Here is a 25,230-nt window from a genome sequence, read left to right on the forward strand (position 1 = left end):
GCACCCGTCGCTCAGCAGCCACCACAGGTGTAGAAGAGGATGTCCCAGTGACTGCCCTCCCTGGTGTAGAGATTGCCCGAGGGGGCGCGGTACTGGTAGCCGAAGCCGGAGATGTAGCCGACGTAGGTGTAGTTCGCCGAGATGTAGTTCTGGACGCAGGTGCTCAACGCGATGTCGAGCTTGTAGCCGTTCCAGTGGCTGTACGTGCCTCCGGCGTGCCCGACCTCGGTGCCGGCGGTGATGGTCACCGCGCAGCCGCTGGCCCGCTTGAAGGTGATGATGCCGTCGATGGTGGCCTGCCGTACCCCGTCGAACGAGGTGCAGGTGGCCACGTTGCGGTCGCTGCAGTTGCCGCTCGAGGTCCAGGAGATGCCGGCGGCGCGCAGCTGCGAGGTGGCGCTGGAGTGGCTGATGGCGAAGGCCGGTGCGGCCAGGCCCAGCGTGGCGCCGACCGTGGCGAGGGTGGCCACGACCAGCGTGAGCAGGCGGCGGCGCAGGGTGGATCGGGTGGGTGACATGGCACTCCCGTTTCGCATGAGGGGTGGGATTTTGCGAATCAGGGGCCGGCCTTGAAGGATTTCTACCAGAGATAGACAGACATGACCAGATGTCGGGCGGAGGGGAGGCCCGTCCCCTCCGCCCGACCGCGACCGTCAGCTCGCCTGCAACGTCACGTCGTCGATCACGAAGCTGGTCTGCAGTGAGGCGTCCTCGGTGCCGGTGAACGTCAGCGTCACCGTCTGCCCCGCGACGCTGGCCACGTTGAAGCTGCGCTGGACGTAGCCGGAGGCGGCGTTCAGATTCGAGTACGTCGCCAGCGTGGTCGAACCCACCTGCACGGTGAGCCGGTCGTACGCCGTCGAGGTGGTGGTCTCGGCAGTGTCGACGTGCAGCCAGAACGACAGCGTGTAGCTGGTGCAGCCGGCCGGCACGGTCACCGACTGGGACAGGGTGTCGGTGTGGGTGCTGCCGTACCCGTCGAGCCACGCCTTGTACGACCCGGTCCGGGCCGGCTGGCTGCTGGAGTTGGTGATCACGCCGGAGGACGCGGTCCACGGCGTGCTGCCGCTCTCGAACCCGCCGTTGCCGATCACCTGGCCGCCGGCACAGCCGCCGGTGCCGGTCACGGTCAGCGTGAGGCTGGCGGTGCGGGTGACCGAGCCGGTGCCGGTGACCGTGACGGTGAAGGTGCCGGTCGCCGCGCTGGCCGAGGCGGTCAGGGTGATCGTGGCCGAGCCGCCGGAGGTCACCGAGGACGGGCTGAACGAGACGCTCACCCCGCTGGGCGCGCCGGAGGCGGTGAGGCTGACCGTCTGCGCCGACCCGGCCGTGGTCGCGGTGCCGACCGTGGCGGTGGTGCTGGCGCCCCGGGCGACGCTGCGCGAGGTGGGGTCGACCGAGATTGAGAAGTCGTTGGTCGGGGTGCCGCCGCCCACGGCGAGCTGCCACAGCGCGTACGCGACACCGTCCGCCGAGCGGTTCAGCACGGTGGCGCTGACGTTGGCGGTGGTGTCGCAGGCCCGGTGGTAGCAGGCGTCGTACGCGGCGTTGGCGGTGCCGCCCCACTTGGCCGCCTGGGCGCTGGTCTTGCGGGCGCTGGCACCCGCGGCGTAACCGGAGGTGGGGATGCCGGCCTGCTGGAAGTAGTAGTCGTCGGAGCGGCCCTGCCCCTCGACGTTCTCCTCCGGCTGCAGGCCCAACGAGTCCCAGTACGCCTTCAGCGGCGCCGCCGTGGTCGAGGTGACCCGGTTGATGAAGTAGCCGCCGTTGGTCGAGCCGACCATGTCGAAGTTGTAGTAGCCCTTGATGTAGCCGCGCTGGGTGGAGCTCAGCGAGTTGACGTAGAACCGGGAGCCGTTGAGCCCCTGCTCCTCGTCGGTCCACCAGGCGAACCGGACCTTCTTCGTCATGGTCGGGTTCTGCGCGGCCAGGACCAGCGCGTTCTCCAGGAGGGTGGCCGAGCCGGTGCCGTTGTCGTTGATGCCCGGGCCGGCCGAGACGCCGTCGAGGTGGGCGCCGAACATGACCACCTGGTCGGCCGGGCCGCCGGGCCACTCCGCGATCAGGTTGTTCGAGGGGTACGTGCAGCTGGAGCAGTACTGCTCGGTGACCGTGTAGCCGGCCGACTGGAGCCTGGTCTTGACGTAGGTGAGGGAGGCGGTGTAGCCGGCCGAGCCGGCCCGTCGGTTGCCGCCGTTGCTGGTGGCGATGGAGTTGAACTGGGTCAGGTGCGCCTGGACGTTGGTGACGGAGATGTCCGGCGCTGCCAACGCGGCGGCGGTCGCGGCGATCGGCCGGGCCACCGTCGTCGTGGTCGTGGGTGACGCGGTCACCGGCTGGGCCGCCAGCGTCACCGTCATCCCGGCGAACACGGCGAGCGCGGTTCCCGCGCTCAGCGTTCTGCCTCTCATGGGGGCTCCTCGGGGGTTGGAGAGATAACCGCGACACTGACAGATGTCGATGTCTGTGACATCGGTCGTTCGTCTGGAACCACCGCCGGTTCGACGGTGGGTACCGGCGTCGGCACAGGTGAGTAGAGATGCCAGGATGGGTAGGTAACACCAGCAGGGGTCGTTAGGCCCGGAACGGGGGCTTGCGATGGGGCCGGGTCGAACGTGACGCGCCCCAGCACGGATCTCTTCACCGACGGCGGTGACACCGGCCGGTTGATGGCGGCCCTGGACTGGACCGGCACGCCGCTCGGCCCGGTCGACGGCTGGCCGCAGAGCCTGCGCGCCGCGGTCCGGGTGGTGCTCTCCTCCCGCTACCCGATGCTGCTGCTCTGGGGTGACCACCTCACCCAGCTCTACAACGACGCGTACTCCGCGTTGATCGGCGACAAACACCCGGCCGCGCTCGGCGGCGACGTCCGCGTGACGCTGGCCGAGGGCTGGGACGTCCTCGCCCCGCTCATCGAGCAGGCCATGGCCACCGGCGTCGCCAGCTGGGTGCCCGCCCTGCGGCTGCTGCTCGAACGGGCCGGCTACCGCGAGGAGGCGTACTTCAGCGTCTCGCACGCCCCGGCCCGCGACGACGAGGGCCGTACGGTGGGTGTGCTGACCGTGTGCAGCGAGGTCACCGAGCAGGTGGTCGGCGAGCGGCGGCTGCGGCTGCTGCGCGACCTGTCCGTCAACGGCGACGGACGCACCGTCGACGTGGACGCCACCTGCGCCCGCCTGATCTCCGCGATCGGCGGCCACCCCCTGGATGTGCCGTTCGCCGCGATCTACCTGCGCGACGGCGGGGTCCTGCGGCGCGCCGCCTGCGTCGGCGGCGAACCGGGTCGCACCAGCGTGCCGCAGGCGCTGCCGGAGGCCGTGGACCTGAGCGACCCGGGTCGGGCCGCCCACGCCTGGGGGCTGCCGCACGCCGCTGAGGGCCGACCGACCGAGGTGACCGGTGTCGCCGAGCGACTGACCCTGTCCGGCGGCGCGTGGGACGACCCGGTCCGCACCGCGCTGGCGCTGCCGCTGCCGTCGGCCGACCAGGAGCAGCCGCTCGGCGTCCTGCTCGCCGGGGTCAGCCCCAGCCGGCGGCTCGACGAGGCGTACCGGTCCTTCCACCACCTGCTGGCCCAGCAGGTGTCCGTGGCGTTGCGCAACGCGCAGGAGTACGAGCAGGAGCGGCGCCGGGCCGAGGCGCTCGCCGAACTGGACCGGGTGAAGACCAGCTTCTTCACCAACGTCAGCCACGAGTTCCGTACCCCGCTGACGCTCATGCTCGGCCCGCTCGGCGACGCGCTCACCGACGCCGCCGCGCCGCTCGCACCCGTGCAGCGGGAGCGGGTGGAGACCGCCTGGCGCAACGCCACTCGCCTGTTGACCCTGGTCAACAGCCTGCTGACCTTCTCGAGTCTGGAGGCCGGGCGGGCCTCCAGCGACGCCCGGGTGATTGATCTCGCGGCCCTCACCGCCGAGCTGGCCGGTGTCTTCCGGGCGGCCGTCGAGCGGGCCGGTCTGGTGCTGGAGGTCGACTGCCCGCCGCTGCCGCGTCCCGTCACGGTCGATCCGGTCAACTGGGAACGGATCGTCACCAACCTGCTCTCCAACGCGCTGAAGTACACGTTCATCGGGCGGATCCGGATCGCTCTGGACGCCGACGACGAGGAGGTCCGTCTCACCGTCGCGGACACCGGCATCGGGATCGCCGAGCAGGACCTGCCGAAACTCTTCGAACGGTTCCACCGGGTGCAGGGCACCCGCTCCCGCAGTCATGAGGGCACCGGGATCGGTCTGGCCCTCGTCAACGAACTGGCGCGCCTGGAGGGTGGGGAGGTCCGGGTGGCCAGCCGGGTCGGCGTCGGCACGACCTTCACGGTGGCGCTGCCCTGGTCGACGTCGCGCCGTGCCGCGGTGACCGGCCCGCCGTCGGGCGGGCGGGGTGACGCGGCCCGTGCCGCCGTCGCGGAGGCGATGGGGTGGCTGACCGAGCCGGCCGGCGGTGGGGAGCAGGCCGCCGCGGCGTCCGGGCCGGCCGCCGACGAGCTGGCCGGGGCGGACATCCTGCTGGCCGACGACAACAGCGACATGCGGGCGTACCTGAGTCGGCTGCTCACCGGGCAGGGCTGGCGGGTGCGGGCCGTCACCGACGGCCGGCAGGCCCTCGACGCGATCCGCCGCGACCCACCGGACGTGGTCCTCACCGACGTGATGATGCCGGTGCTCGACGGCTTCGACCTGATCCGCGAACTGCGCGCCGACCCGTCGACCCGGACCCTGCCGGTGCTGGTGCTCTCGGCGCGCGCCGGCGAGGAGGCCAGCGTCGCGGGCCTGAGCCTGGGCGCCGACGACTACCTGGTGAAACCGTTCGCCGCCGCCGAGCTGATCGCCCGGGTGCGGGCCGCCATCCGCCGGGCCCGCGACGTCGGGTCAACCGCCGGGAGCGCCCCGCCGACGCTCGACCCCCCGGCGGCCCCGCCCACCGCGGTCACCACCACCACGCCGGCGCTGGCCGCCGGCCGACCGGCCGATCCCCGACCGACCGGGCCCGCCGACCAGACCGACCCGCCCGGTACGACCGCCGAACCGGCCGCCACCGCATCCACGGAGAAGGTCGGCCCGGACGGCGACGTACTGGACGTCGGCTGGACGTACCTCTCGGCGCCCACCTCGGCCGCCGCGCTGCGCCGCGACGTACGGCTGACACTGGGTGACCTGGGCGTCGGTCCGGACCTGCTGGAGGACCTGCTGCTCGCCGCGTCCGAGGCCATGAACAACGCCGTCGAGCACGCGCAGCGGCCCAGCCGGCCGGAGGTGCGGGTGCGGCTCCAGCTCGGCGGCGGCCTGGTCCGGATCTCGGTACGCGACTTCGGCACCTGGCGCGACCGCCGGCCCGCGATGGACCGGGGGCGCGGCGCGCTGCTGATGAACGCCTACGGCGACGTGCGGCTGGTCTCCACCGCCGACGGGACGACGGTCACCATCGAACGCCGGCTGGACGACCCGGTCTGAGGCGACCGGCCGTCAGAGTCGGCGGCCGCTGCTGTCGCGGGCGATGATGCCGTCCAGCCGGTCGCCCGGGGTCAGCTCGGTCGGGTCGAACCAGAAGATCACCACCTGGTTGTCGACGCTCCAGAAGGTCAGTCGAGCATCGACCTGCCGGCCACCCACGGTGCCGATGATCCGCTTGGCGGGGCCGACGAAGTAGCCGAAGGTGGGCACCGGCACGGCGGACGACCGCTCGTCGTAGCCGATCTGGTGGAACCCCGGCCTCCGGTCGACCCCCTGGACGTCGTTGACCAGGATGTCCGTGGTCAGCGTGCCGTCCGGGGCGCGCCGACCGGCGGCCAGCCCGATGGACACCCCGGGCTCGCCGGGCACCGACACACCGACGACGTAGTACACCCGCTGGTCCGTGCCGTTGCGCACCCCGCTGTCGATCACCACGCCCATCGGCTTGAGCGCTGGCGTCGGGGGTGGCGTCGGCGGCGGCGTGGGTGTCGCCGACCTCTGCACCGGCGAGGCGGCAGCGGTCCCCGGCGGAGCGACGGCGACCGGCGGCGGACGGTCCACCCGCGGTGGATCGCTGGGCCAGGCGCCGACCGCCACCACGACGAGGGTGGCGGCCAACCCGGTCGCCATTGTCGCCGCGCCCACTCCGGCGAGCCGGCGACGGGTACGCAACCGCCGTCCCGCACGCATGACGGCGACCAGGTCGAGGGTGGCGCCGCGACGCTCGGTCGCCCGCATGGCGTCGCGGAGCCGATCCAGCTCGCTCATCGGCGCGCCTCCTGGTTGTCGGCCGCCCGCGCCCCGGCGGCACGCAGCTTCTCCAGGGCGCGCGAGCTGGTGCTCTTGACCGTGCCCACGGACACGGCGAGTTCCCGGGCCACCTGCGCCTCCGGAAGGTCGAAGTAGTACCGCAGCACGACGATGGCCCGCTCGCGTGGGCTCAGCGCGCCGAGGATGGCGATCAACCAGCGCCGGGTGGCCACCTCGTCGGCCACGTCGCCGCGCCGCTGCTCCGGCACCTCGTCGGTCGGGTACTCCCGCATCGGCCGCCGCCACCCGTCGACCAGATGGTTGACCAGGGTGCGGCGGGCGTACCCGTAGGCGTCGTCGTCGTGGATCCGTGGCCACGACGCGTAGGTGCGGACCAGGGCCGTCTGCGCGGCGTCCTCGGCCTGGTGGTGGTCGCCGGTCAGCAGGTACGCGGCGTGCACCAGTCGCGCGGACGCGGCCCGCGCGAACTCGACGAACTCCGCGTCACCCCGCGCCACCGCGAACCCTCCCCCGTGCCACACCGTCAGAGACGAGCGAGGGTGGCAAAAGGTTGAGCCCTGGATCACAGCAACTTTTTCCCACCGTCACCCGTCTTCTCCTCCGCGCCGCCACCGAGCGACGCGCGAGGGGAGAGACATGTCGACGAAGGTTACCCGCCGTGGCCGCGCCGCCTCAGCGGCGTTACTGCTGGTGGTGGCGCTGCTCACCGGTTGCGGTCTGCCGGCCGGCGGAGGGCCGGCGACCGATCCCTCGGTGGCCGGCCCCACCACGAGCGGGCTGACGCACGGCGAGCAGCCCGCGGCGGGGCAGGGCGCGACCGGGCGACCGGCCGCCGCCGCCGCGAGCGCCGGCACCGCGCCCACCCCGATCGTGATCAGCTATCCCGCCACCGGTGGCAACCGCTGGTCGGTGGCGGCGGCCGAGACGACGGCCGGCGGTGGCAGCGCCGGTCAGCTGCTGCGCTACCGGATCGCGGTCGAACGGGACATCCGGGGGCTGCCGGTGGCCGACGTCGCGGCGGCGGTGTCCGCGACGCTGAACGACCCGCGCGGATGGACGGCCGGTGGGACGTGGCGGCTGCGCCGGGTGGGCGCCAACGCGGCGGCCGACTTCACCATCTACCTGGCGACCCCTGGCACCCGCGACACGCTCTGCCAGGGTGTGCCGGACGGCTACACGTCGTGCCGCAACGGCGACCGGGTGGTGCTCAACGTGGCCCGCTGGGTCAAGGCCGTGCCCGGGTACGGCGCGAACCTGGCCACGTATCGGCAGTACGTGGTCAACCACGAGGTGGGGCACCGCCTCGGGCTGGGCCACGAGCGGTGCCCGAGGCGCGGCCGACCGGCGCCGGTAATGCAGCAGCAGACGCTGGGTCTGCACGGCTGCACCGCCAACGCCTGGCCGTACCCGCTCGGCACGAGCCGCTACACGGGGCCGGTGGGGGCGTATCTCGACGAGGTCCCGCCGCGCGAGGGCGCTCGGCCCGCGCACTGACCCCTGCTCAGGACCGGCGCCCGCGCTCCTGGTCGAGCCGCTCGTCGAGGCGGCCCAGCTCGTAGATGGCGTTGAGGTTGGTCGGCAGTCGACTGACGTTGTCCGGCACCGGCCCGGGATCCGGCTCGGGAGCGGGCGCGGGCGCCGGTGCGGCGGCAGCCGGCGGGGCCGCCGGCGGTCGGCGCCGCACGAGCAGCAGCAGCGCCAGCACCGCGAGGACACCGGCGAGGACCAGGTAGTACGCGGGCGGCCAGTCGCCGCGAGCGGGGTCGGTGTACGTCGGCGCGGCCGGAGCGGGGGCCTCGCCGTTGCGCACCGGCACCGTGGCGTCGGGGGCACCCGGGCCACCTGCGGGGCGAGCGGGCGCGCCGGGCGCCGCCGGTGGCTGGGCTGCCGATCTGGTGGGCGCGACGCTCGCGGGCGGCCCCGCCGGGCTCGACCGTCCGGGGGTCGCCGACGTGCTCGGGGTGGGGGCCACGCTGGGGGCCGGTGTCGGTGAGGTGCTCGGCGCCGCACCACCACCGAGCAGGTCGTCGACGATCTGCCCGACGCCCCCGAGGAGTTCGCCGACCGGCCCCGAGGTGCTCGACGGGGACGGCGCGGGGGCGAGGGCGAGGGTCAGCACGAGGGCGACGACAGCAGGCATGAGTCCACCTCGGAGGTGTCGATGTGCCCCGCACGGTACCGCAGTGCGGTAACGCATGGGTGACACCTCGGCGCGGCCAGAGTGGCGGCGAACAGCGACTTCACCCACGACGCCTCGGCCGAGCCGGATTACGCGGTGCGGCAGGAGACCGGGTGGCGCGGATCCTCTTCCGCTGTTACGTGCCTGTTACGCCGCAGCGAAGTGGCCGTTCCGAGGCGCGACCACGGTCGAGGTCGAGGGCCACCGGCAACGCCGCCGCGACGTGGCTCCGCACAGTGGACGGAGACACCACCATGAGGATCAGAAGCGCACTGACGGCGCTCGCGGTCGTACTCGCCGGCCTGGTCGCCGGCTCGGGTAGCGGCGCCGCGGCGAGCACCACCACCGCACCGCCGTACTGCGGCATCACCTGGGGCAGCACCGATCGGACGGCCGGCGCACTGAGCGGCGCCCCGCTGGTCGACGTACGGACCGGCCGGCACGACTGCCACGACCGCGTGGTGTTCGAGTTCGCCGGCCCGGTCGACGGCTACTCGGTCGGTTACGGCGAGACGTTCACCGAGGGCGAAGGGTTGGCGCTGTCGCCGTACACCGCCGGGGGCGCCGTGCTGCGGGTCTCCCTGCGGGCACCGGCGTACGACGAGAGCCACCAGGGCACCGTGCCGTACGCGGTCGGCGCGCACGCCGCGAACCTGCTGCGCTACCCGACGCTGCGCGACGTCGTCTTCGGCGGCAGCTTCGAGGGCTACAGCACCTTCGCGGTCGGCGTGCGGGCGCGGCTGCCGTTCCGCGTGCTCGTGCTCGCCGGTCCGGGCACGCACAGCCGGATCGTGCTCGACGTGGCCCACCGGTGGCAGGAGTGACCACGGCGGTGTCGGAGATCCGGCCGGACCTCCGACACCGACCGTTCCGCCAGGCGAAGGGCCACGACATCGGGTCTACGCTCGAGTGGTGGAGGGCCGCGTGCTGGTGGTCGAGGACGATGCCTCCATCCGGGAGGTGACCGCCCTCGGTCTGCGCCGCGCCGGCTTCCGGGTCGACACCGCCGTCGACGGGCGGCAGGCGCTGGTGGCCTGGCGCGCCCGCCCGGTCGACGTGATCGTGCTCGACGTCATGCTTCCCGGGCTGGACGGCCTGCAGGTCTGCCGGGAGATCCGGCGCACCAGCCAGGTGCCGATCCTGATGCTCACCGCGCGCACCGACACGCTCGACGTGGTGGTCGGGCTGGAGTGCGGCGCGGACGACTACCTGCGTAAGCCCTTCGACCTGCCCGAGCTGGTGGCGCGGGTCCGCTCGGTGCTGCGCCGGGCGAGCGCGCCGGTCACGTCGAGCACCATCGAGGTCGGCAGCCTGGAGATCGACCCGGGCGGCTTCGTCGTACGACGGCACGGCCACGAGGTGCCGCTGACGGCCACCGAGTTCCGCCTGCTGCTGGAGCTGGCCCGCCGACCCGGCCAGGTCTTCACCCGGGAGCTGCTGCTGGACCTGGTCTGGAACCACGGCTTTCTCGGCGACTCCCGGCTGGTCGACGTGGCGGTCCAGCGGCTCCGCGCGAAGGTCGAGGACGACCCGGCGCACCCACGGTTGGTGCAGACCGTGCGCGGTGCCGGTTACAAGCTGTCCACGGGCTGACGGGAGGGTCGGCGATGGCCGGACGCGCGGTGCCCCCGGGCCGGCTGCGGCGCCGGCTGACCATCGCGTTCGTGCTGGTCGCCGGGGTCTCCGCCGGCCTGCTCGCCGGCGGGACCGGGCTCCTGCTGCGACAGTCCTGGTGGGACGCCTCGCTGCACCAGGCCACCGCCGACGCCCGCTACCAGCTCGTCCTCGCCGGACAGTTCCTGCCGCTGACCGAGCAGCGCAGCACCGAGTTGCTCACCAGCTTCGAGGGCAGCGGCCGGCACGTGGTGCTCGTCGACGGACCGGCTCGGCCCTCGCACCCCGCGTACGCCCCGACGCTCGGCGCCCGACTGCGGACCGCCGTCGCGGCCGGGCAGCTGGGCTACCAGCGCTCCGCGCCGGCGCAACGGCCCCGCCTGCTGGTGGTCGGCGGCCGCATCCCCGGCTCGACGGCCGAGCTGTACGTGCTCACCGTGGAGGACGACATCGCCGCCGACCTGGGTCAGCTCCGCACCGCGCTGCTGGCCGGCTGGGTGCTGGTGGTGCTACTCGCCGCCGCGGTGGGGCACACGCTGGCCCGCCGCACGCTGGAGCCGGTGGGCCGGGCCAGCCGGGCGGCGCGGGCGCTCACCGAGGGTCTGCTCGCCACCCGGCTGCCGGTGCGCGGGCGCGACGAATTCAGCGTCTGGGCGGCGTCGTTCAACGAGATGGCCGAGGCGCTGGAGTCGAAGATCGCCGCGCTGTCGGCGGCGCAGGCCCGGGAGCGGCGGTTCACCGCCGACGTCGCGCACGAGCTGCGTACCCCGGTGACCGCTCTGGTGGCCGCGGCCTCGCTGCTGCGCGAGCACCTGGACCGGTTGCCCGACGACGCGCGCCCGGCCGCGCGGCTGCTGGTGGGCGACGTGGTCCGGCTGCGTCGGCTGGTCGAGGACCTGATGGAGATCTCCCGCCTGGACGCCGGGCGGGAGCGGCCGAGCGTCGAGCGGGTGGACGCGCCGGCGCTGCTGCGCGGGATCGTCGCGGCGCGTGGCTGGTCGCAGCGGGTACGGGTCGACGGCGACCCGGTCGTGGTGCGTACCGACCCGCGCCGGCTGGAGCGGGTGCTCGCCAACCTGGTCGCCAACGCCGTCGAGCACGGCGGCGGCGAGATCCTTGCCACCGTGGCCGGGGCGGGCCCGCTTGTCGTCTTCGAGGTCACCGACCACGGCCCGGGCATCCCGGTGGAGCACCTGCCGCGCGTGTTCGACCGGTTCCACAAGGTCGACCCGTCGCGCTCCGCGCCCGGCAGCGGGCTCGGGCTGGCGATCGCCCGGGAACACGCCACCCTGCTCGGCGGCGTGCTGAGCGTGCACAGCGAACCGGGCGCCGGCGCCCGGTTCCGGCTGGAGCTGCCCGCCGGGCCGCCGCCGGTGGGCGGTGCGCCGTGAGCCGGCGGGATGCGGCCCGGCTGACCGCGTCGCTGCTCGTCGCGGCGGTGGTCGTCGCCGCCTGCGGCACGCCCCGGTCCGGCGATCTCGGCCCCGCGCCCACCGCCGTGCCCTCCACCGCCGTCGCGGCCACCGGGCCGCCAGACCCGGTACCCGCCTCGCCGGCGGCACCGCGACCCGCGCCGAGCGGCACCGACGCCACGGTCCGCTCGCCAGCGCGGAGCACCGACGCCAGCCGGCCGGCCACCGTGACCATCGAGCTGTGGTACGTCCGGGCCGGGCTGCTCGCCCCGACCCGGCGCGCCCGGCCGGCGACCGTCGCGACGTCCCGGCTGGCGCTGACCGAGCTGGCCGCCGGGCCGACGCCGACCGAGGCCGCCACCGGAATGACCACCCTGCTCCCGGCCGGTGTCGAGGTCACCCGGATCGCCGACGGCGTGGCGACGCTCGGTCCCGTGCCGGCCGGGGACGACCCTCCGCCCGAGCGGCGGCTGCGCGAGGCGCAGGTGGTGTGGACGCTCACCCAGTTCCCGACCGTGCGGCAGGTCCGCTTCGACGGCGGGGCACCCCTCGGCCGCGCCTCGTACACCGATCTGCTGCCGCCGATCGTGGTCACCGGCCCGGTACCCGGCGACCGGGTGTCCGCCCCGCTCACCGTGACCGGCACCGCCGACGTGTTCGAGGCCACCGTCAGCGTCCGGGTGCTCGACGCCGCCGGCCGGGAGGTCGCGTCCGGTTTCGGCACGGCCGGCTGCGGCTCCGGCTGCCGGGGCGGGTACCGGGTGGTGGTGGGCTGGCGCACGACCCGGGAGCAGCGCGGGACCGTCGAGGTGTACGAGGTGTCCGCGCGCGACGGCTCCCGGATCAACACGGTGGCCGTGCCGGTGGTGCTGGCGCCGGGACCCTGACCACCGCGTTCATCTGCCGGACGCCGGGGAGAAACGTAATCGTTTCGTCTACCCGGTGCGACGGAAGTCATAAAAACCTGCACGGACGCTGACCACCGCACTAGGTTCAGTACGACATCGTTTCGCGGGGGGGTGCGGGGATGCTGGGTGGTCAGCAGGTGGGCGCGGGTGCCGGTGTTCCGGCGGCCCGGGGCGCGCGGTGCTCCGACGGCGACCTGTTCGCCGTGGTCATCGACCTGCTGCGCGAGGTCGGCTTCGACCGGATGACGATCGACGCCGTCGCCGCCCGCGCCCACGTCAGCAAGGCGACCATCTACCGGCGCTGGGACGGCAAAGCCGAGCTGGTCGTCGCCGCCCTGCGCGACCGGCACGTCGGGGTGCACAACCCGCCCGACACCGGTTCCCTGCGCGGCGACCTGATCGAGTTGCTGCGGGCAACCGTCGCGATCTGCGTCGCCGACTGCGACCTGATGCAGGCGTTGACCTTCGCCATGCGGACCAATCCCGAGCTGGAGCGCCTGGTCCGTCACCAGGTGCTGCCCGCCGGGCGGGTGGCCAGCACCGCCATCCTGGTCCGCGCCGCCGCCCGGGGGGAGATCCCCCCCGAGGCCGGCGAACGGGACCTGTTCCACGATCTGGCGCCCGCGCTCACCATGTCCCGCATCGTCGCGCACGGCCTGCCCGCCGATGACGCGTTCCTCACCCAGGTCGTCGACCAGGTGCTGATACCGGTGCTCCGCTACCCCGCCGACCGCCCGTCCCAGGCCTGATCCATCGACGCACGCAACACGGAAGGCTTCACCATGCCCGGAACCACCTCGACCGCTCCGGGCGCACCCGGCGCCGGGACGTCGACAGGCGCGCCGCACCCGCGGCGCTGGATCGCGCTGGGGGTCATCGCGATCTCCCAGCTCATGGTGGTCCTGGACGCCACCATCGTGAACATCGCACTGCCGCAGGCCCAGGCCGATCTGGGGATCACCGACGCGAACCGGCAGTGGGTGATCACCGCCTACACGCTGGCCTTCGGTGGCTTGCTGCTGCTCGGCGGCCGGATCGCCGACTACTGGGGTCGCAAGCGCACCTTCCTGGTCGGCATGACCGGCTTCGCGCTGGCCTCCGCGCTCGGCGGTCTGGCCACCAGCGGCCAGATGCTCTTCGCCGCCCGCGCGTTGCAGGGCGCCTTCGGCGCGCTGCTCGCCCCGGCCGCGCTCGCGCTGCTCACCGTCCTGTTCACCGAGGCGGCCGAGCGGGCCAAGGCGTTCGCCGTGTACGGCGCCATCGCCGGCGGCGGGTCGGCGGTCGGCCTGCTGCTCGGCGGGGTGCTCACCGAGTACGCCGACTGGCGCTGGTGCCTGCTGGTCAACATCCCCGTCGCCGCCATCGCCATCGCCTTCGCGATCCCGCTGGTGCCGGAGAGCCGGGCGCACGGCAACACCCGCTACGACGTGCCCGGCGCGATCGTGGTCACCGCCGGCCTGGTCTCCCTGGTGTACGGCTTCACCAAGGCCGCCGAGGACGGCTGGGACGCCACCGCGACCCTCGGTTTCATCGCCGCCGGTGTGCTGCTGCTCGCCGCCTTCGTGGTGATCGAGCTGCGCTCCAACCACCCGCTGCTGCCGCTGCGGATCATCCTGGACCGCAACCGGGGTGGGGCGTACCTCGCGTCGACGCTCATCGGAGCCGGCCTGTTCGGCGCGTTCCTCTTCCTGACCTTCTACTTCCAGGTGGTGTTGCAGTACAAGCCGCTGGAGGCCGGGCTCGCGTCGCTGCCGGTCACCGCCGGCGTGCTGATCGCGGCGGGCGGCGCCAGCCAGCTGATGCCGCGGGTGGGCGCCAAGCCGCTGATGGTCGGCGGTGCCGTGCTCGCCGCCGGGGCCATGCTGGTGCTGACCCAGATCGACGTGGACACCTCGTTCCTCACCCTGCTGCTGCCCGCCCAGGTCGTCCTCGGCATGGGTCTGGGCTTCACCTTCGTGCCGCTGTCCAGCCTCGCGCTGGTGGGGGTGCCGGAGCACGACGCCGGCGCGGCCAGCGCGACGCTCAACGCCACCCAGCAGATCGGCGGCTCGTTGGGCACCGCGCTGCTGAACACCTTCTACACCAGCGCGGTCGCCGCGTACCTGGTCGGTCGGGTGCCGAACCCGGTCAACCAGGTCGAGGCGCTGGTGCACGGGTACCGCGTGGCGTTCGCCTGGGGTGCGGCCCTGATCGTGCTCGCCGGGTTGGCCACGCTGGTCCTGGTCAAGGTCCGCAAGGAGGACATCCCAACCGGCAACACCGTGCACATGGGCTGAGCCGACCGACGCGGCCGCCGGCCGGACCGCCCCGAGCGTGGGGTGGACCGGTCGGCGGCCGCGTCGGGTAGCGTCCCGACCATCGTCGAAAGTCCGTTTGAGGAGACCTATGTCCACCCCTGCCGACCAGATCATCACCGCTCTGCGCGCGGGCCACGAGGAGCTCGCCGCGCTCGTGCGGGACCTCAAGGAAGACGACCTGCTCCGCCCCTCGGGGGCCAGCGAGTGGCAGGTGTCCCAGGTGCTCAGCCACCTGGGCAGCGGCGCGGAGATCAACCTCGCGGCGCTGACCGCGGCCCGCACCGGCGCGCCCGGCCCGGACGGCGACGTCAACCGCGGCGTCTGGCAACGCTGGGACGCGATGCCCCCGGCCGAGCACGCCGCCGGGTTCCTCGCCGCTAACGAGCGGCTCGTCGAGGCGTACGAGGCGTTGGACGCCGACACCCGGGCGTCGCTGCGGATCGACCTCGGGTTCCTCCCCGAGCCCGTGGACGTCGCCACCGCCGGCCGGTTCCGGCTCAGCGAGTTCGCCCTGCACCAGTGGGACGTGGAGATCGCCGTCAACCCGTTCGCGGCGGTGACGCCGCTGGCCGTGTCGCTGCTGCTGAACCAGATCGGCGGCATGCTGGGCTGGACCAGCCGGCCGCAGGAGCTGGCCGGCCGGCAGGCCACGCTGCTGCTGCGCCTGAGCGAGCCGGAGCGGACGTACGGGCTGCGGCTGGGCGAGACGATCGAGCTGGTCGACGCGCCCGAGCAGCCCGACGGTGAGCTGACCGCGCCGGCCGAGGCGTGGCTGCGCCTCGCGGTGGGCCGGCTCGGGCCGGCGTACACCCCGGACGGGGTGCGGGTGACCGGGCCGGTGACCCTGGACGACCTGCGCCGGGTCTTCGTCGGCTTCTGAGCATCGCCGTACCGCCGTGCGGGCCGGTGACCCGGCCCGCACGGCGGCTCAACCCTTCACGCAGACCACCTGCTTGAGGTGCGCCACCACCTCCACCAGGTCCTCCTGCTGGGCCATCACCTCGGTGATGTCCTTGTACGCGCCGGGGATCTCGTCGACCACCCCGGCGTCCTTACGGCACTCCACTCCGGCGGTCTGCGCGGCCAGATCGTCCGTGCTGAACGTCCGCTTGGCCTGCGCCCGCGACATCCGCCGCCCCGCCCCGTGCGATGCCGAGCAGTACGCGTCCGGGTTACCCCGACCCCGCACGATGTACGACCCGGTGCCCATCGACCCGGGGATGATGCCCAGGTCGCCCCGGCCGGCCCGGATCGCGCCCTTGCGGGTGACCAGCACGTCCACCCCGTCGTAGCTCTCCTCGGAGACGTAGTTGTGGTGGCAGGAGATCGGCTCGTCGTAGCCGACCTGCGGGAGGTGCTCGCGCACCACACCGCACAGCAGGGCCAGCATGACCGCCCGGTTGCGCCGCGCGTACTCCTGCGCCCACCACAGGTCCCGCCGGTAGGCGTCCATCTCCGGCGTGCCGGTGAGGAACACCGCCAGGTCCCGGTCGGGCAGGTCGGCGTTGTGCGGCAGCCTGCGGGCCACCCCGATGTGCCGCTCGGCCAGTTCCTTGCCGATGTTGCGCGACCCCTAGTGCAGCATCAGCCACACCCGGCCCTCGTCGGCGCCGCCCTCCTCCAGGCAGACCTCGATGAAGTGGTTGCCCCCGCCGAGGGTGCCGAGCTGCCGGCGCGCCCGCGTCTCCAGCTGCGCCACCCGCCGGTCCAGGCCGGCGAACCGGCTCCAGAAGTCGTCCCAACCGGCCTGCTCCAGACCGCGGATCCGACGCGTGTCGACCGAGTCCTGCCGCTGGGCGAACCCGACCGGGATGGTGGCCTCGATCGCGGACCGCAGCGCGGCCAGGTCGTCGGGCAGGTCGGCGGCGGTCAGCGAGGTGCGTACCGCCGACATTCCGCAGCCGATGTCGACGCCGACCGCGGCCGGCGAGACGGCCTGGCGCATGGCGATGACCGAGCCGACCGTGGCGCCCTTGCCGAAGTGCACGTCCGGCATGACGGCGACGCCCTGCACCCAGGGCAGCGCGCCGATGTTGCGCAGCTGCCGGGCGGCCTGCGGCTCGATGGCGTACGGGTCGGTCCAGACCCGCACCGGTGCCCGGGTGCCGGCGAGAGGGGTGAATCCCATCGTGGTCTCCTGATGTCGTGCCGATGTCACCGTCGAACGGTGACCGATAAAGATCATGCGTTGCCGGGCGGTGGCGCGGCGGGAGAAGGGGTGGATACGAAGAAGCCGCCCGATCCCCGGTGGGGTGGGCGGCGCGCGGACGCGTGAGCGTCGGCGTCAGTCGCGCCACCCCGGCAACAGCCCCTGCTCTGGGCAGTGCCGGTATCGGGTGCCGGTGAGCAGCGGGGCACCGGCACACGGCAGACACCGTGTGGCGTTGGTGCGGACGCGCTGCGACACGGCGTACTCCCCCGGGGGTGCTTGTGGTTGACCTTGCACCGACGAGAGTAGGAGGACGGTGGCGCGTCCGCAATGGATATCGGCGACCGCCCGCTACCGGGCGCTCCCGCCGCCCGTCGGCGGGATCAGGCCCGCCGTCGCGCCGGCGGCGGCGCGAGCCTGCCGTTGGGCATGTGCACGACCCGGAGGAACGCGGGCAGCCGCCACGGCCGCGGCCCGCCGACGACGACGTCGCGCCGCAGCACCGCCTGCGCGATGCTGATCCGGCCGAACATCATCAGGTTGAACCGGGCGGGGCGGAACGTCACGCGCGCGTCGAACGGACCGTCGGGCGGCGCGATCCACACCCGGCGGTCGCCCAGCGTCAGTGTGGTGGTCGGCGTGTACCGCGATCGGAACTGCACCGACACGGGGTGACGGGGCATCGGCAGTTCGGTGTTGAGCAACACCCCGTACGAGTCGCGCAGCATGTCGTACATGAACAGGTCCCAGTAGAGCGCGGCGTGCGCGTCCGGCATCGGCCACGGTCGGCGCAGCGCCCGCGCGATGTCCCAGCCGTGCACGAGCAACTCGTTGGTCAGGTGGGCGAACAGACCGCCGACGGTCACCCGCGAGTTGCCCAGCCAACTCACCGTGGATCGCGGATCCGCGGTCGTGGCCAGGAGGGTGTCGACCGCGGTGTTCAGCTGCGACAGCAGGACCCCCGGGTCGCGTTCGGTGAAGTGGGCGAGCACGTGGCTGTTGACGTCGGCCACCGTGTCGACGTTCGTGACGGCCAGCATGTCCTCCAGGCCCGGCACGCGGATGACGACCTCGGTGCCCTGCAGTCTCGACACGTACAGCACCGCGATCGACACCACGTGCGCGACGGTGTCGGCCACGGTCCAGTCGGCGGTCGCCATGACATTCGGCGACGGCGCGGCGGCCACCAGATCGCCGAAGCGATCGGCGGCCGTCCGCAGTGCCGTGTTGGCCAGGCCCCAACGATTCGGATCCCCCGCGTCAGTCATATCGACAAGCATCGGGGATTCGCCGTACCCGGGTCATCTTCGAACGTGCACTCTTCACGGGCGCCGGTGGCCGTCAGTGGTTGTAGAACATGGTGGGGAACCAGCCGAAGCCGAAGATGGCGGGCACCCGGACATCCCAGTAGACGACGGTGAAGACGCCCAGACCGATGAGCAGTGCGCCGCTGAGCACCATGCTGCGTCGCACGTCGGCGGCGAGCCAGCTGATGAACCGGCCGCGCGTCACCACGACCAGGAGCGCGAACAGCGCGGTGACCACGACGATGTTGCCGAGGGACTGCAACACGAACGCGGCCGAGCCGTACAGCGGGTTGCCGCTGTCGACCGCCCAGTGGAACAGCTTGTTGAACAGCGGGTACGGCCGGCCGATGAGGAACCCGCCGATGAGCGCGCCGAGGGTCACCACCCGCGCGACCGGCCGGTCGGCGAACACGTCCGGCACCGTCCGGATCGCGGCCAGCCCGAGGTAGATGAGGGCCAGCCCGATAATGCCGAACACCACCGACGACTGGATGATGCGCACCGGCACTCCGCCGGCCGTGTCGGTCGACAACTGCGGCAGCCGGTCGCCCAGCAGGACCCCGATGAACCCGTACACCGCGGCGACGGAGACCATTCCCAGGGTGAGGTAGCCGACCGGCCGCAGCAGCAGCCGGAGCCGGTCACCGCTGCCGCTGCCGGCCGCGCCGAGCGGCCCGATGGACGCGAGCATCGCGATGTTGCACGCGGTGAACGTGCCGGCGAGGCCGGACACGAACGCGAACAGCAGGCCCGCGGCGGTACCGGAGATCGCCGTCGCCTTCGCGTCGTGACCGAGGATCCCGCTCGCGACGGTGTCACCGATGACCGAGTCGACGAACTCGAAGGACCACAGCACCGACAGCAGGACCCCGGCCGCCACGCTGGCCGCGATGATGACGCCGTTGCGGTGCGGTCGCCCGTCCACCGGGACGCGCGACGGGTTTCGGGTGGCGGTGACTGGCGTTTGCGTCATCGATCTCTCCCCGGGTCGATTGACGTGTTGATTACCGCGCGCGGCGATAATGTCACTGTGTGCGCTCGGGCTGCATCTCGAAACGTGCGCACCCGTCGCACGACTGCGGGCAGCCGCTCCGAGCCCGACCGGATCCGATCCCGGGTTGCTCGACCCACCTGAGCTGCGCGCCGTGCTGAGCGATGTCGCCGCCCGGTTCGGTCGCGCGGCTCAGGTGTCGTAGCAGCCGTCTCAGGGCGGGTCGAAGCCCCGATCGCCGGGGACGAATTCGGCGCCTATGGCTGCGCCACCAGCCGGAAGGACTGGGCGACGGTGCCGTTGCAGGTGTACTGGATGAGCTGGACGCTGTCGGCCGTGGACGCGCCGGGCACGTCGAGGCACTTGCCGCTGTTGCGGTTGACCAGCCGGTAGTAGCCGCCGCCGTCGGATTCTGCCCGCCACTGCTGGTTGTTGCCGCCACTGTAGGACCAGAGCTGGATGGGTGCCTCGTCGGCGGTCGACCGGTCGGTCACGTCGAGCACCTGGGCGCTGTTGGTGCGGTTGTTGACCCGCAGGTAGCCGCCGCTGGTCGGGACGAGTTGGTACTGCTGGGCGGCGCTGCTGTTGCAGGCGTACTGCTGGATGGCGGTGCCGTTCGCGCTGCCGGCGGCCCGCGCGTCCACGCACTTGCCGCTGCCCTTGTTGACCACGGTGTGCCAGGCGGTCGGCGAGATCGGGCCGTCGCTCGGCGGGGGCGTCGTCGGGGGGACGGTGCTGGCACCGGCGAGCCAGTGCAGCCCGTCGATGAGCAGGCGGTTCTGCTGCTCACTGTCGAACGTGGACGACAGCCCGGTGTTGGTGCTGTAGTTCATCGCGTTGTGGCCGAAGTTGGCGTACAGCATCTTGTACTGCCGGTTGCTCCAGACCAGCGGGTAGTAGCCGCCGTACCAGGACTGGCTGGGGTCGGTGCCGACCGGGAAGCTGGACGCGTCGACCGAGGCCAGAATGTCGATGTTGGGGTTCTGCCGCAGGTCGTTGCTCCAGGAGTACCACTCGCTGATCGACGACGGGAACGTCGCCGGAAGGTTCCGGGTGGCGGCGTGGGTGCGGTTGTCGGCGCGCATCGTGACCCGGGTCGGCGACCAGGTGTTGGTCTGGAACGAGCCGCTGCCGAGGAAGGTGTTGTAGTACCAGCTCCAGCTCGACGGGTTGTCGGTCCACGCGCTGACGTGGAAGCCGAACCATCCCCCGCCGTTCTGCATGTACTGCTGGAACGCGGCGCGCTGCGCGGTGGGCGGCGCGTCGTCGAGGAACATGATGACCTTGTACTGGGCCAGGTTGGCGGTGTTCAGCAGGCTCCAGTTGGTGGTGGCCTCCCAGGAGAAGCCGTACTGGGCGGCGGCCTGCGGGAACCAGGCGCGGGCGTCGCGGACGAAGTCGATGTGCGCGGGATCCCAGGTGCCGTTGTAGAAGGCCAGGACCTTGAACGTCGGCGCGGCCTGCGCCGGTCGCGAGGCGTTGACGGCGACGCCGACGCTCAGCGCGACGACGAGGGCGACGAACAGCGACAGGATCCTTCTGGTACGGGAGGAGAGTTCTGCGATCACCTGATCGTCCCTTCGGTGGGGACGCGCGCCGCCGCGTCGATGAGCATCTGTTCACAAGGTTTACAGATAGATGAAAGGTTATGCTTTGTCGTCGGGTAGCGTCAATCGTGGGCCGCCGGATCGGGTGGGATTCCTGCGGTAACGGGTACCCCGCCCGGATGACCAGCCCGGACGCCGTCGACGTCGACCAGCCGCTCGCCGTGGACGTGCCCGCCGCACCGCACGACGCCAGCGGCGAGCGGGTGCCGATCCGCGACCTGGCCGGGCTCGCGCCCGCAACCCGGCCGGCGCGCCGCTGGACTCCGGGCCGGGTGGTGATCACGCCGGCCGCGCTGGAGCACCCCCACGGTCGGCGGATCATCGACCGCGTGCAGGCGCAGGGCATCGAGGTGGAACACCTACGGTCCAACCGGCTCACCGGGGTACGCGGGCAGACCGACCGGGATACGTACGCCCGGGCCAAGGCGACCATGGCGATCGTGGTGAGCCCACCCTCGCGGCGCGCCCTGCAACCCATCGCGCCCAGCGCCGACTGGCGGGTCGACCTGGCCGAGGGCTGCCCGGCGCACTGCCAGTACTGCTATCTCGCCGGTTCGCTCTCCGGCCCGCCGGTGACCCGGGTGTACGCGGACCTCGACGACATCCTCGCCGGGCTCGCCGCGTACGCCGGACGCGGGACGGTGACCAGCCGCAACGCGCGACGCGCCGACGAGGGCACCACGTTCGAGGCGTCCTGCTACACCGACCCCCTCGCGTTGGAGCACCTGACCGGCAGTTGGCGGCGCGCGGTGCAGCACTTCGCCGCCTGGGACGCGCCCGTGCAGTTGCGCTGGACCACCAAGTACGCCGACGTGGACAGCTTCGTCGGGCTGCCGCACGCCGGCCGGACCCGGGTCCGGGTCAGCGTCAACTGCGCACCGGTCAGCGAACGGTTCGAGGGCGGCACCGCCCGCGTACCGGACCGGCTGGCCGCGCTGCGCCGACTCGCACTCGACGGCTATCCGGTCGGGCTGACCATCGCACCGATCATCGCCCTGCCCGACTGGCGGGAACGCTACGGCGAGCTGCTCGACCAGGTCGCCGCGGCCGTCGACGGGGTGCCGGAACTGGACCTGACCACCGAGCTGATCACCCACCGGTTCACGCCGGGCAGCAAGGAGGTGCTGCTCGGCTGGTACCCGCGCACCCGGCTGGAGATGGACGAGGAGTCGCGCAGCCGCAAGCACGGCAGGTTCGGCGCGGTGAAGTACGTCTACCCCCGCGACACGATGGCCGAGCTGCGCGGCTGGTTCCAGACCGAGCTGGCCGCGCGGGTGCCGGCGTGCCGCATCCTCTACTGGACCTGATGCTCAGCTCTACTGGACCTGATGCTCAGCCGACCGACGAGCGGGCCACCGGCGCGGCGAAGAACGTGTCCGGGTACGGCTCGTCGCGGAGGCTGTAGTGCCACCACTCGCGGTCGTAGTTGACGAACCCGGCGTCGGTCATCAGCCGCAGCAGCAACCGCCGGTTGTCCCGTGGCGTACCGGTGACGCGGGGGTCGGCGGTGTGCGCGCGGGAGTCGAAACAGTCGAAGCCGGTGCCCATGTCGATGCTGTTGTCGGCGAAACGCTGCCCGCGCGGCCTGGTGCAGGCGACCAGCGGCTGCCCCGGGCGGTACGGCGGCTGGCCGGCGGCCGGCTCGTCGACCAGGGTCAGATCCATGGTGCTGCCCCGGCTGTGCGCCGTCGGCGCCCCGATGTAGCCGTCGGCGAAGAGCCGGTCCTTCGCCACGTCCGGGTAGAACTCGGCCTTGGTCTGCTGCTCGCCGGGTCGTTTGGACCAGGCGACGAAGTCGTCCACGGCCGGCTGCGGGCGATAACAGTCGTACACCTTGAGGCTGTGCCCACCGGCCAGCGCGGCGCCCTGTACGCGGCGCAGCGCCTCGGCCGCCTGCCGGGTGAGCAGGCACAGCGGCTCCGGGTAGCCCGTGATCGGGCGGCCGACGAAGTTGTGCGGGGTGGCGTAGCGGATGTCGGCGTGGATACGCGGGTCGACGTCGGTCAGCACCACGAACCCGGGTAGCCGCTCGACGGGCGTCGACGCGGGGGTGGGGCTCACCGGGGTCGGTGGTGGCACGGCCGGCGCGGGACGGGGCTCGGGTCGCGAGCAACCGCCGAGCAGCGCGCCGAGCACGAGCACGACGCCGATGCGGGAACGCACCAGTCCTGTCTATCAGCCCTGGCCGGGCCGCACGCCGGATCAGCCGTCAAGGAGGTGCTCCCGCAGGAAGAGCAGCGCCGCCTCGTCGTCGTCGATCCCGCCGGCCTCGTGACCGTTGTACCGCCACACCGACAACTCGGTCGGTCCCGCGTGGGCGTTGACGGCCGCGTACACCGTCGACGGCGGCACGATGTCGTCCATCAACGCCACCGAGAACCGGGTCGGCCGGCGGCAGCGCCGCGCGAAGTTGACCCCGTCGACGTACGCCAGGGTGGTCAGCACCCGCTCCTCGGCGTGGCGGTGGACCGCCAGGTAGTCGCGGATCTCCCGGTACGGGCGGGCGTCGGTGGTCACCACCGCGCGCGGAATGTCGCAGAGGAACGGCACGAACGCGACCACCGCCCGCAGGCCGGGTGCCAGAGCACCGGCCGCGAGCGCCAGCCCGCCGCCCTGGCTGTGCCCGAGCACCGCCACCCGGGTCGGGTCGACCATCGGCAGGGACCGGACGGCGTCCACGGCCCGCACGGCGTCGGTGATCAGCCGGCGGTAGTAGTACGTGCGCGGGTCGGCGATGCCCCGGGTGGCCACCCCGGGCGCCTCGGGGCCGGCCGCGCCGGGGTCCGGGGTGTCGCCCCGGCTCCAGCCCGACCCTTGACCCCGGGTGTCCATCTGCAGGTGCGCGAACCCGGCCGACGCCCAGAGCAGGTTCTCCAGCGGGTGCCCGCGCCCGCCGCCGTAGCCGGCGTACTGGACGACGGTCGGCAACGCCGCGCTGGCCCCGCGCGGCAGGCGCAGCCAGGCCCGCACCGGCTGGCCGGCGAAGCCCGCGAAGGTCACGTCGAGGACGTCGATGCCGGCCAGCCCGGTCGCCACCGGTTCGGTCCGCACCGGCCAGCCGGCGTCGCGCGCCTCGGTCAGCGTCGCGGCCCAGAACTGGTCGAAGTCCCCGGGATCACGCACCGCGCTGTGATACCCGCGCAACTGCTCCTCGGCAAGGTCGGTGTACACGTGACGTCCTTTCGACGCTGCGTCGGACAGCCGACCGGCGGGCCGGTGCGGCGAAACGGGGCCGAAATATGTCCGGAAACCTTCCGCAACTTCGGCGAACGCTAGAACCGACCTGGCATGTCGTCAACCCCTGCCGGTGAGGCAAGATGGCGCGAGGAACGGTGCACGCCGTTCCGGGACACACACGGTGGCGACGGCTTGCGGTCGCTTCCGGACCGGTGAAGGAGACGCGGGTGGGCGCGGACGACGGACGCAGGGTGACCATCACCGCGATCGCACGGGAGGCGGGCGTGTCGGTGCCGACCGTCTCGCGCGTGCTCAACGGACGCTCCGATGTGGCCCCGGACACCCGGGAACGGGTCGAGGAACTGCTGCGCCACCACGGCTACCGGCGGCGCAGCAGCCGCAGCGTCCGCCGCGCCGGCCTCGTCGACCTGGTCTTCAACGACCTGGACAGCCCCTGGGCCGTGGAGATCATCCGGGGCGTCGAGGACGTCGGGCACGGCGCCGGCGTCGGCACCGTGGTCTCCGCGATCCACCGGCAGCCGACCGCCGCTCGGCAGTGGTTGCAGAACCTGCGCACCCGCGCCACCGACGGCGTCATCTTCGTGACCTCACACCTGAGCCCGCCGCTGCACGCGCAACTGCGCCGCCTCAACGTGCCGGTCGTGGTCGTCGACCCGGCCGGCGTACCCGCCATGGACGTGCCCACGATCGGTGCCACCAACTGGTCCGGCGGGCTCGCCGCGACCGAGCACCTGCTCTCGATCGGGCACCGGCGCATCGGGTTCGTGGCCGGGCCGACGCACCTGCTGTGCAGCCGCGCCCGCCTCGACGGGTACCGGGCCGGGCTGGAGGCGGCGGGCATCCCCATCGACGACAAGCTGGTCTACCCGGGCGACTTCTACCACGCCTCCGGGTTCTCCGGCGGCACGGCGCTGCTCGATCTCGACGACCCACCGACCGGCATCTTCGCGGCCAGCGACCAGATGGCCTTCGGCGTCTACGAGGCCATCCGGCGGCGCGGCCTGCGGGTTCCGGACGACGTCAGCGTGGTGGGCTTCGACGACCTGCCGAAGGCACGCTGGGCGTCGCCGCCGCTGACCACCGTGCGCCAGCCATTGGTCGAGATGGGCCGACTGGCCGCCCGGACCGTGCTGCGGCTGGCCCAGGGCGAGGGCATCGACTCGCCCCGGGTGGAACTGGCCACCGAGTTGGTCGTCCGGGACAGCACCGCCGCGCCGCCGACCGGGTCACCCGCCTCGTCGTGACGGGTGGAACCGCCTCGGACGCTGATCACGCCGTTCCGGATCGGCTCCCGAAAGTTCCACCGGCAGCCGGTCGGCGCGGTGAGCGGCCCCGGGCCGCCCACCG

Annotated in this window: 21 protein-coding genes and 1 pseudogene; 11 read left to right on the top strand and 11 right to left on the bottom strand. The window is 72.8% G+C overall.

The genetic code is table 11. From position 1 onward, the window contains the following. Nucleotides 1-11 precede the first annotated feature (11 nt). Both O7620_RS10635 and O7620_RS10640 read right to left on the bottom strand, forming a co-directional pair. A complete protein-coding gene (locus O7620_RS10635) occupies nucleotides 12-518 on the bottom strand; it encodes a hypothetical protein (protein WP_278122897.1) in 507 nt (168 codons plus the stop codon). Nucleotides 519-653: 135 nt separating this feature from the next. Then, nucleotides 654-2,411: a M28 family peptidase gene (locus tag O7620_RS10640; RefSeq protein WP_278122898.1), complete on the bottom strand. Its 1,758-nt coding sequence runs from the start codon at nucleotides 2,409-2,411 to the stop codon at nucleotides 654-656. Nucleotides 2,412-2,615: 204 nt separating this feature from the next. Between O7620_RS10640 and O7620_RS10645 the strand changes: the two genes are divergently transcribed. Then, a complete protein-coding gene (locus O7620_RS10645) occupies nucleotides 2,616-5,450 on the top strand; it encodes an ATP-binding protein (RefSeq protein WP_278122899.1) in 2,835 nt (944 codons plus the stop codon). Nucleotides 5,451-5,462: 12 nt separating this feature from the next. On the opposite strand, the gene O7620_RS10650 is transcribed toward O7620_RS10645, so the two are convergent. Further along, the gene (locus O7620_RS10650) at nucleotides 5,463-6,218 is read right to left on the bottom strand and encodes a hypothetical protein (protein ID WP_278122900.1); all 756 of its coding nucleotides are present in this window, start codon (nucleotides 6,216-6,218) and stop codon (nucleotides 5,463-5,465) included. Then, a complete protein-coding gene (locus O7620_RS10655; protein ID WP_278122901.1) occupies nucleotides 6,215-6,718 on the bottom strand; it encodes a SigE family RNA polymerase sigma factor in 504 nt (167 codons plus the stop codon). Before O7620_RS10655 ends, O7620_RS10650 begins: the two co-directional genes overlap by 4 nt. A gap of 139 nt (nucleotides 6,719-6,857) precedes the next feature. On the opposite strand from O7620_RS10655, the gene O7620_RS10660 reads away from it, so the two are divergent. After that, nucleotides 6,858-7,715 (top strand): DUF3152 domain-containing protein, encoded by an 858-nt coding sequence (locus tag O7620_RS10660; RefSeq protein ID WP_278122902.1) that lies wholly within the window; start codon nucleotides 6,858-6,860, stop codon nucleotides 7,713-7,715. A 7-nt stretch (nucleotides 7,716-7,722) separates the two neighbouring features. Here O7620_RS10660 and O7620_RS10665 read toward each other — a convergent pair whose 3' ends face one another. Next, a complete protein-coding gene (locus tag O7620_RS10665; protein ID WP_278122903.1) occupies nucleotides 7,723-8,361 on the bottom strand; it encodes a hypothetical protein in 639 nt (212 codons plus the stop codon). Nucleotides 8,362-8,654: 293 nt separating this feature from the next. Here O7620_RS10665 and O7620_RS10670 point away from each other — a divergent pair, with 293 nt between their 5' ends. The 7 genes from O7620_RS10670 (at nucleotide 8,655) to O7620_RS10700 (ending at nucleotide 15,511) form a co-directional block, all read left to right on the top strand. Further along, a complete protein-coding gene (locus O7620_RS10670; protein WP_151491186.1) occupies nucleotides 8,655-9,224 on the top strand; it encodes a hypothetical protein in 570 nt (189 codons plus the stop codon). A gap of 88 nt (nucleotides 9,225-9,312) precedes the next feature. Then, on the top strand, nucleotides 9,313-9,993 hold the full coding sequence (locus O7620_RS10675) for a response regulator transcription factor (protein ID WP_278122904.1): 681 nt from the start codon (nucleotides 9,313-9,315) through the stop codon (nucleotides 9,991-9,993). A 14-nt stretch (nucleotides 9,994-10,007) separates the two neighbouring features. After that, nucleotides 10,008-11,405, top strand: a complete 1,398-nt coding sequence (locus O7620_RS10680) for a HAMP domain-containing sensor histidine kinase (RefSeq protein ID WP_278122905.1) — start codon at nucleotides 10,008-10,010, stop codon at nucleotides 11,403-11,405. Continuing rightward, the gene (locus O7620_RS10685; protein WP_278122906.1) at nucleotides 11,402-12,313 is read left to right on the top strand and encodes a Gmad2 immunoglobulin-like domain-containing protein; all 912 of its coding nucleotides are present in this window, start codon (nucleotides 11,402-11,404) and stop codon (nucleotides 12,311-12,313) included. The genes O7620_RS10680 and O7620_RS10685 overlap by 4 nt, the downstream gene beginning before the upstream one ends. A gap of 140 nt (nucleotides 12,314-12,453) precedes the next feature. Next, nucleotides 12,454-13,083, top strand: coding sequence for a TetR/AcrR family transcriptional regulator (locus tag O7620_RS10690; RefSeq protein WP_278122907.1), 630 nt, complete (start codon nucleotides 12,454-12,456; stop codon nucleotides 13,081-13,083). Between the two features lie 33 nt (nucleotides 13,084-13,116). Further along, nucleotides 13,117-14,610, top strand: a complete 1,494-nt coding sequence (locus O7620_RS10695; protein WP_151491190.1) for an MFS transporter — start codon at nucleotides 13,117-13,119, stop codon at nucleotides 14,608-14,610. Between the two features lie 109 nt (nucleotides 14,611-14,719). Next, complete coding sequence (locus tag O7620_RS10700; RefSeq protein ID WP_278122908.1) at nucleotides 14,720-15,511, top strand: maleylpyruvate isomerase family mycothiol-dependent enzyme; 792 nt, start codon at nucleotides 14,720-14,722, stop codon at nucleotides 15,509-15,511. 48 nt (nucleotides 15,512-15,559) lie between these two features. Here the strand turns inward: O7620_RS10700 and O7620_RS10705 are convergent. The 4 genes and pseudogenes from O7620_RS10705 to O7620_RS10720 all read right to left on the bottom strand — a co-directional run bounded on the left by O7620_RS10705 (nucleotide 15,560) and on the right by O7620_RS10720 (nucleotide 20,646). After that, nucleotides 15,560-16,759, bottom strand: a pseudogene (locus O7620_RS10705) (RtcB family protein). A 404-nt stretch (nucleotides 16,760-17,163) separates the two neighbouring features. Then, on the bottom strand, nucleotides 17,164-18,048 hold the full coding sequence (locus O7620_RS10710; protein ID WP_278122909.1) for a maleylpyruvate isomerase N-terminal domain-containing protein: 885 nt from the start codon (nucleotides 18,046-18,048) through the stop codon (nucleotides 17,164-17,166). A 73-nt stretch (nucleotides 18,049-18,121) separates the two neighbouring features. Beyond that, complete coding sequence (locus O7620_RS10715) at nucleotides 18,122-19,060, bottom strand: hypothetical protein (protein WP_278122910.1); 939 nt, start codon at nucleotides 19,058-19,060, stop codon at nucleotides 18,122-18,124. A gap of 275 nt (nucleotides 19,061-19,335) precedes the next feature. Further along, complete coding sequence (locus O7620_RS10720; RefSeq protein WP_278122911.1) at nucleotides 19,336-20,646, bottom strand: RICIN domain-containing protein; 1,311 nt, start codon at nucleotides 20,644-20,646, stop codon at nucleotides 19,336-19,338. A 158-nt stretch (nucleotides 20,647-20,804) separates the two neighbouring features. Between O7620_RS10720 and O7620_RS10725 the strand changes: the two genes are divergently transcribed. After that, nucleotides 20,805-21,992 carry a spore photoproduct lyase family protein gene (locus tag O7620_RS10725; protein WP_278122912.1) on the top strand — a complete coding sequence of 396 codons (1,188 nt, stop codon included), beginning with the start codon at nucleotides 20,805-20,807 and terminating at the stop codon, nucleotides 21,990-21,992. Between the two features lie 25 nt (nucleotides 21,993-22,017). Here O7620_RS10725 and O7620_RS10730 read toward each other — a convergent pair whose 3' ends face one another. Together O7620_RS10730 and O7620_RS10735 are read right to left on the bottom strand one after the other, a co-directional pair. Next, complete coding sequence (locus tag O7620_RS10730; RefSeq protein WP_278122913.1) at nucleotides 22,018-22,848, bottom strand: M15 family metallopeptidase; 831 nt, start codon at nucleotides 22,846-22,848, stop codon at nucleotides 22,018-22,020. A gap of 39 nt (nucleotides 22,849-22,887) precedes the next feature. Continuing rightward, nucleotides 22,888-23,856, bottom strand: a complete 969-nt coding sequence (locus O7620_RS10735) for an acetylxylan esterase (RefSeq protein ID WP_278122914.1) — start codon at nucleotides 23,854-23,856, stop codon at nucleotides 22,888-22,890. A gap of 233 nt (nucleotides 23,857-24,089) precedes the next feature. Between O7620_RS10735 and O7620_RS10740 the strand changes: the two genes are divergently transcribed. Further along, a complete protein-coding gene (locus O7620_RS10740; RefSeq protein WP_278122915.1) occupies nucleotides 24,090-25,127 on the top strand; it encodes a LacI family DNA-binding transcriptional regulator in 1,038 nt (345 codons plus the stop codon). Nucleotides 25,128-25,230: the final 103 nt, after the last annotated feature.

This window comes from Micromonospora sp. WMMD710 (assembly GCF_029626045.1).
In the GTDB taxonomy this organism is placed as follows: Bacteria; Actinomycetota; Actinomycetes; order Mycobacteriales; family Micromonosporaceae; genus Micromonospora.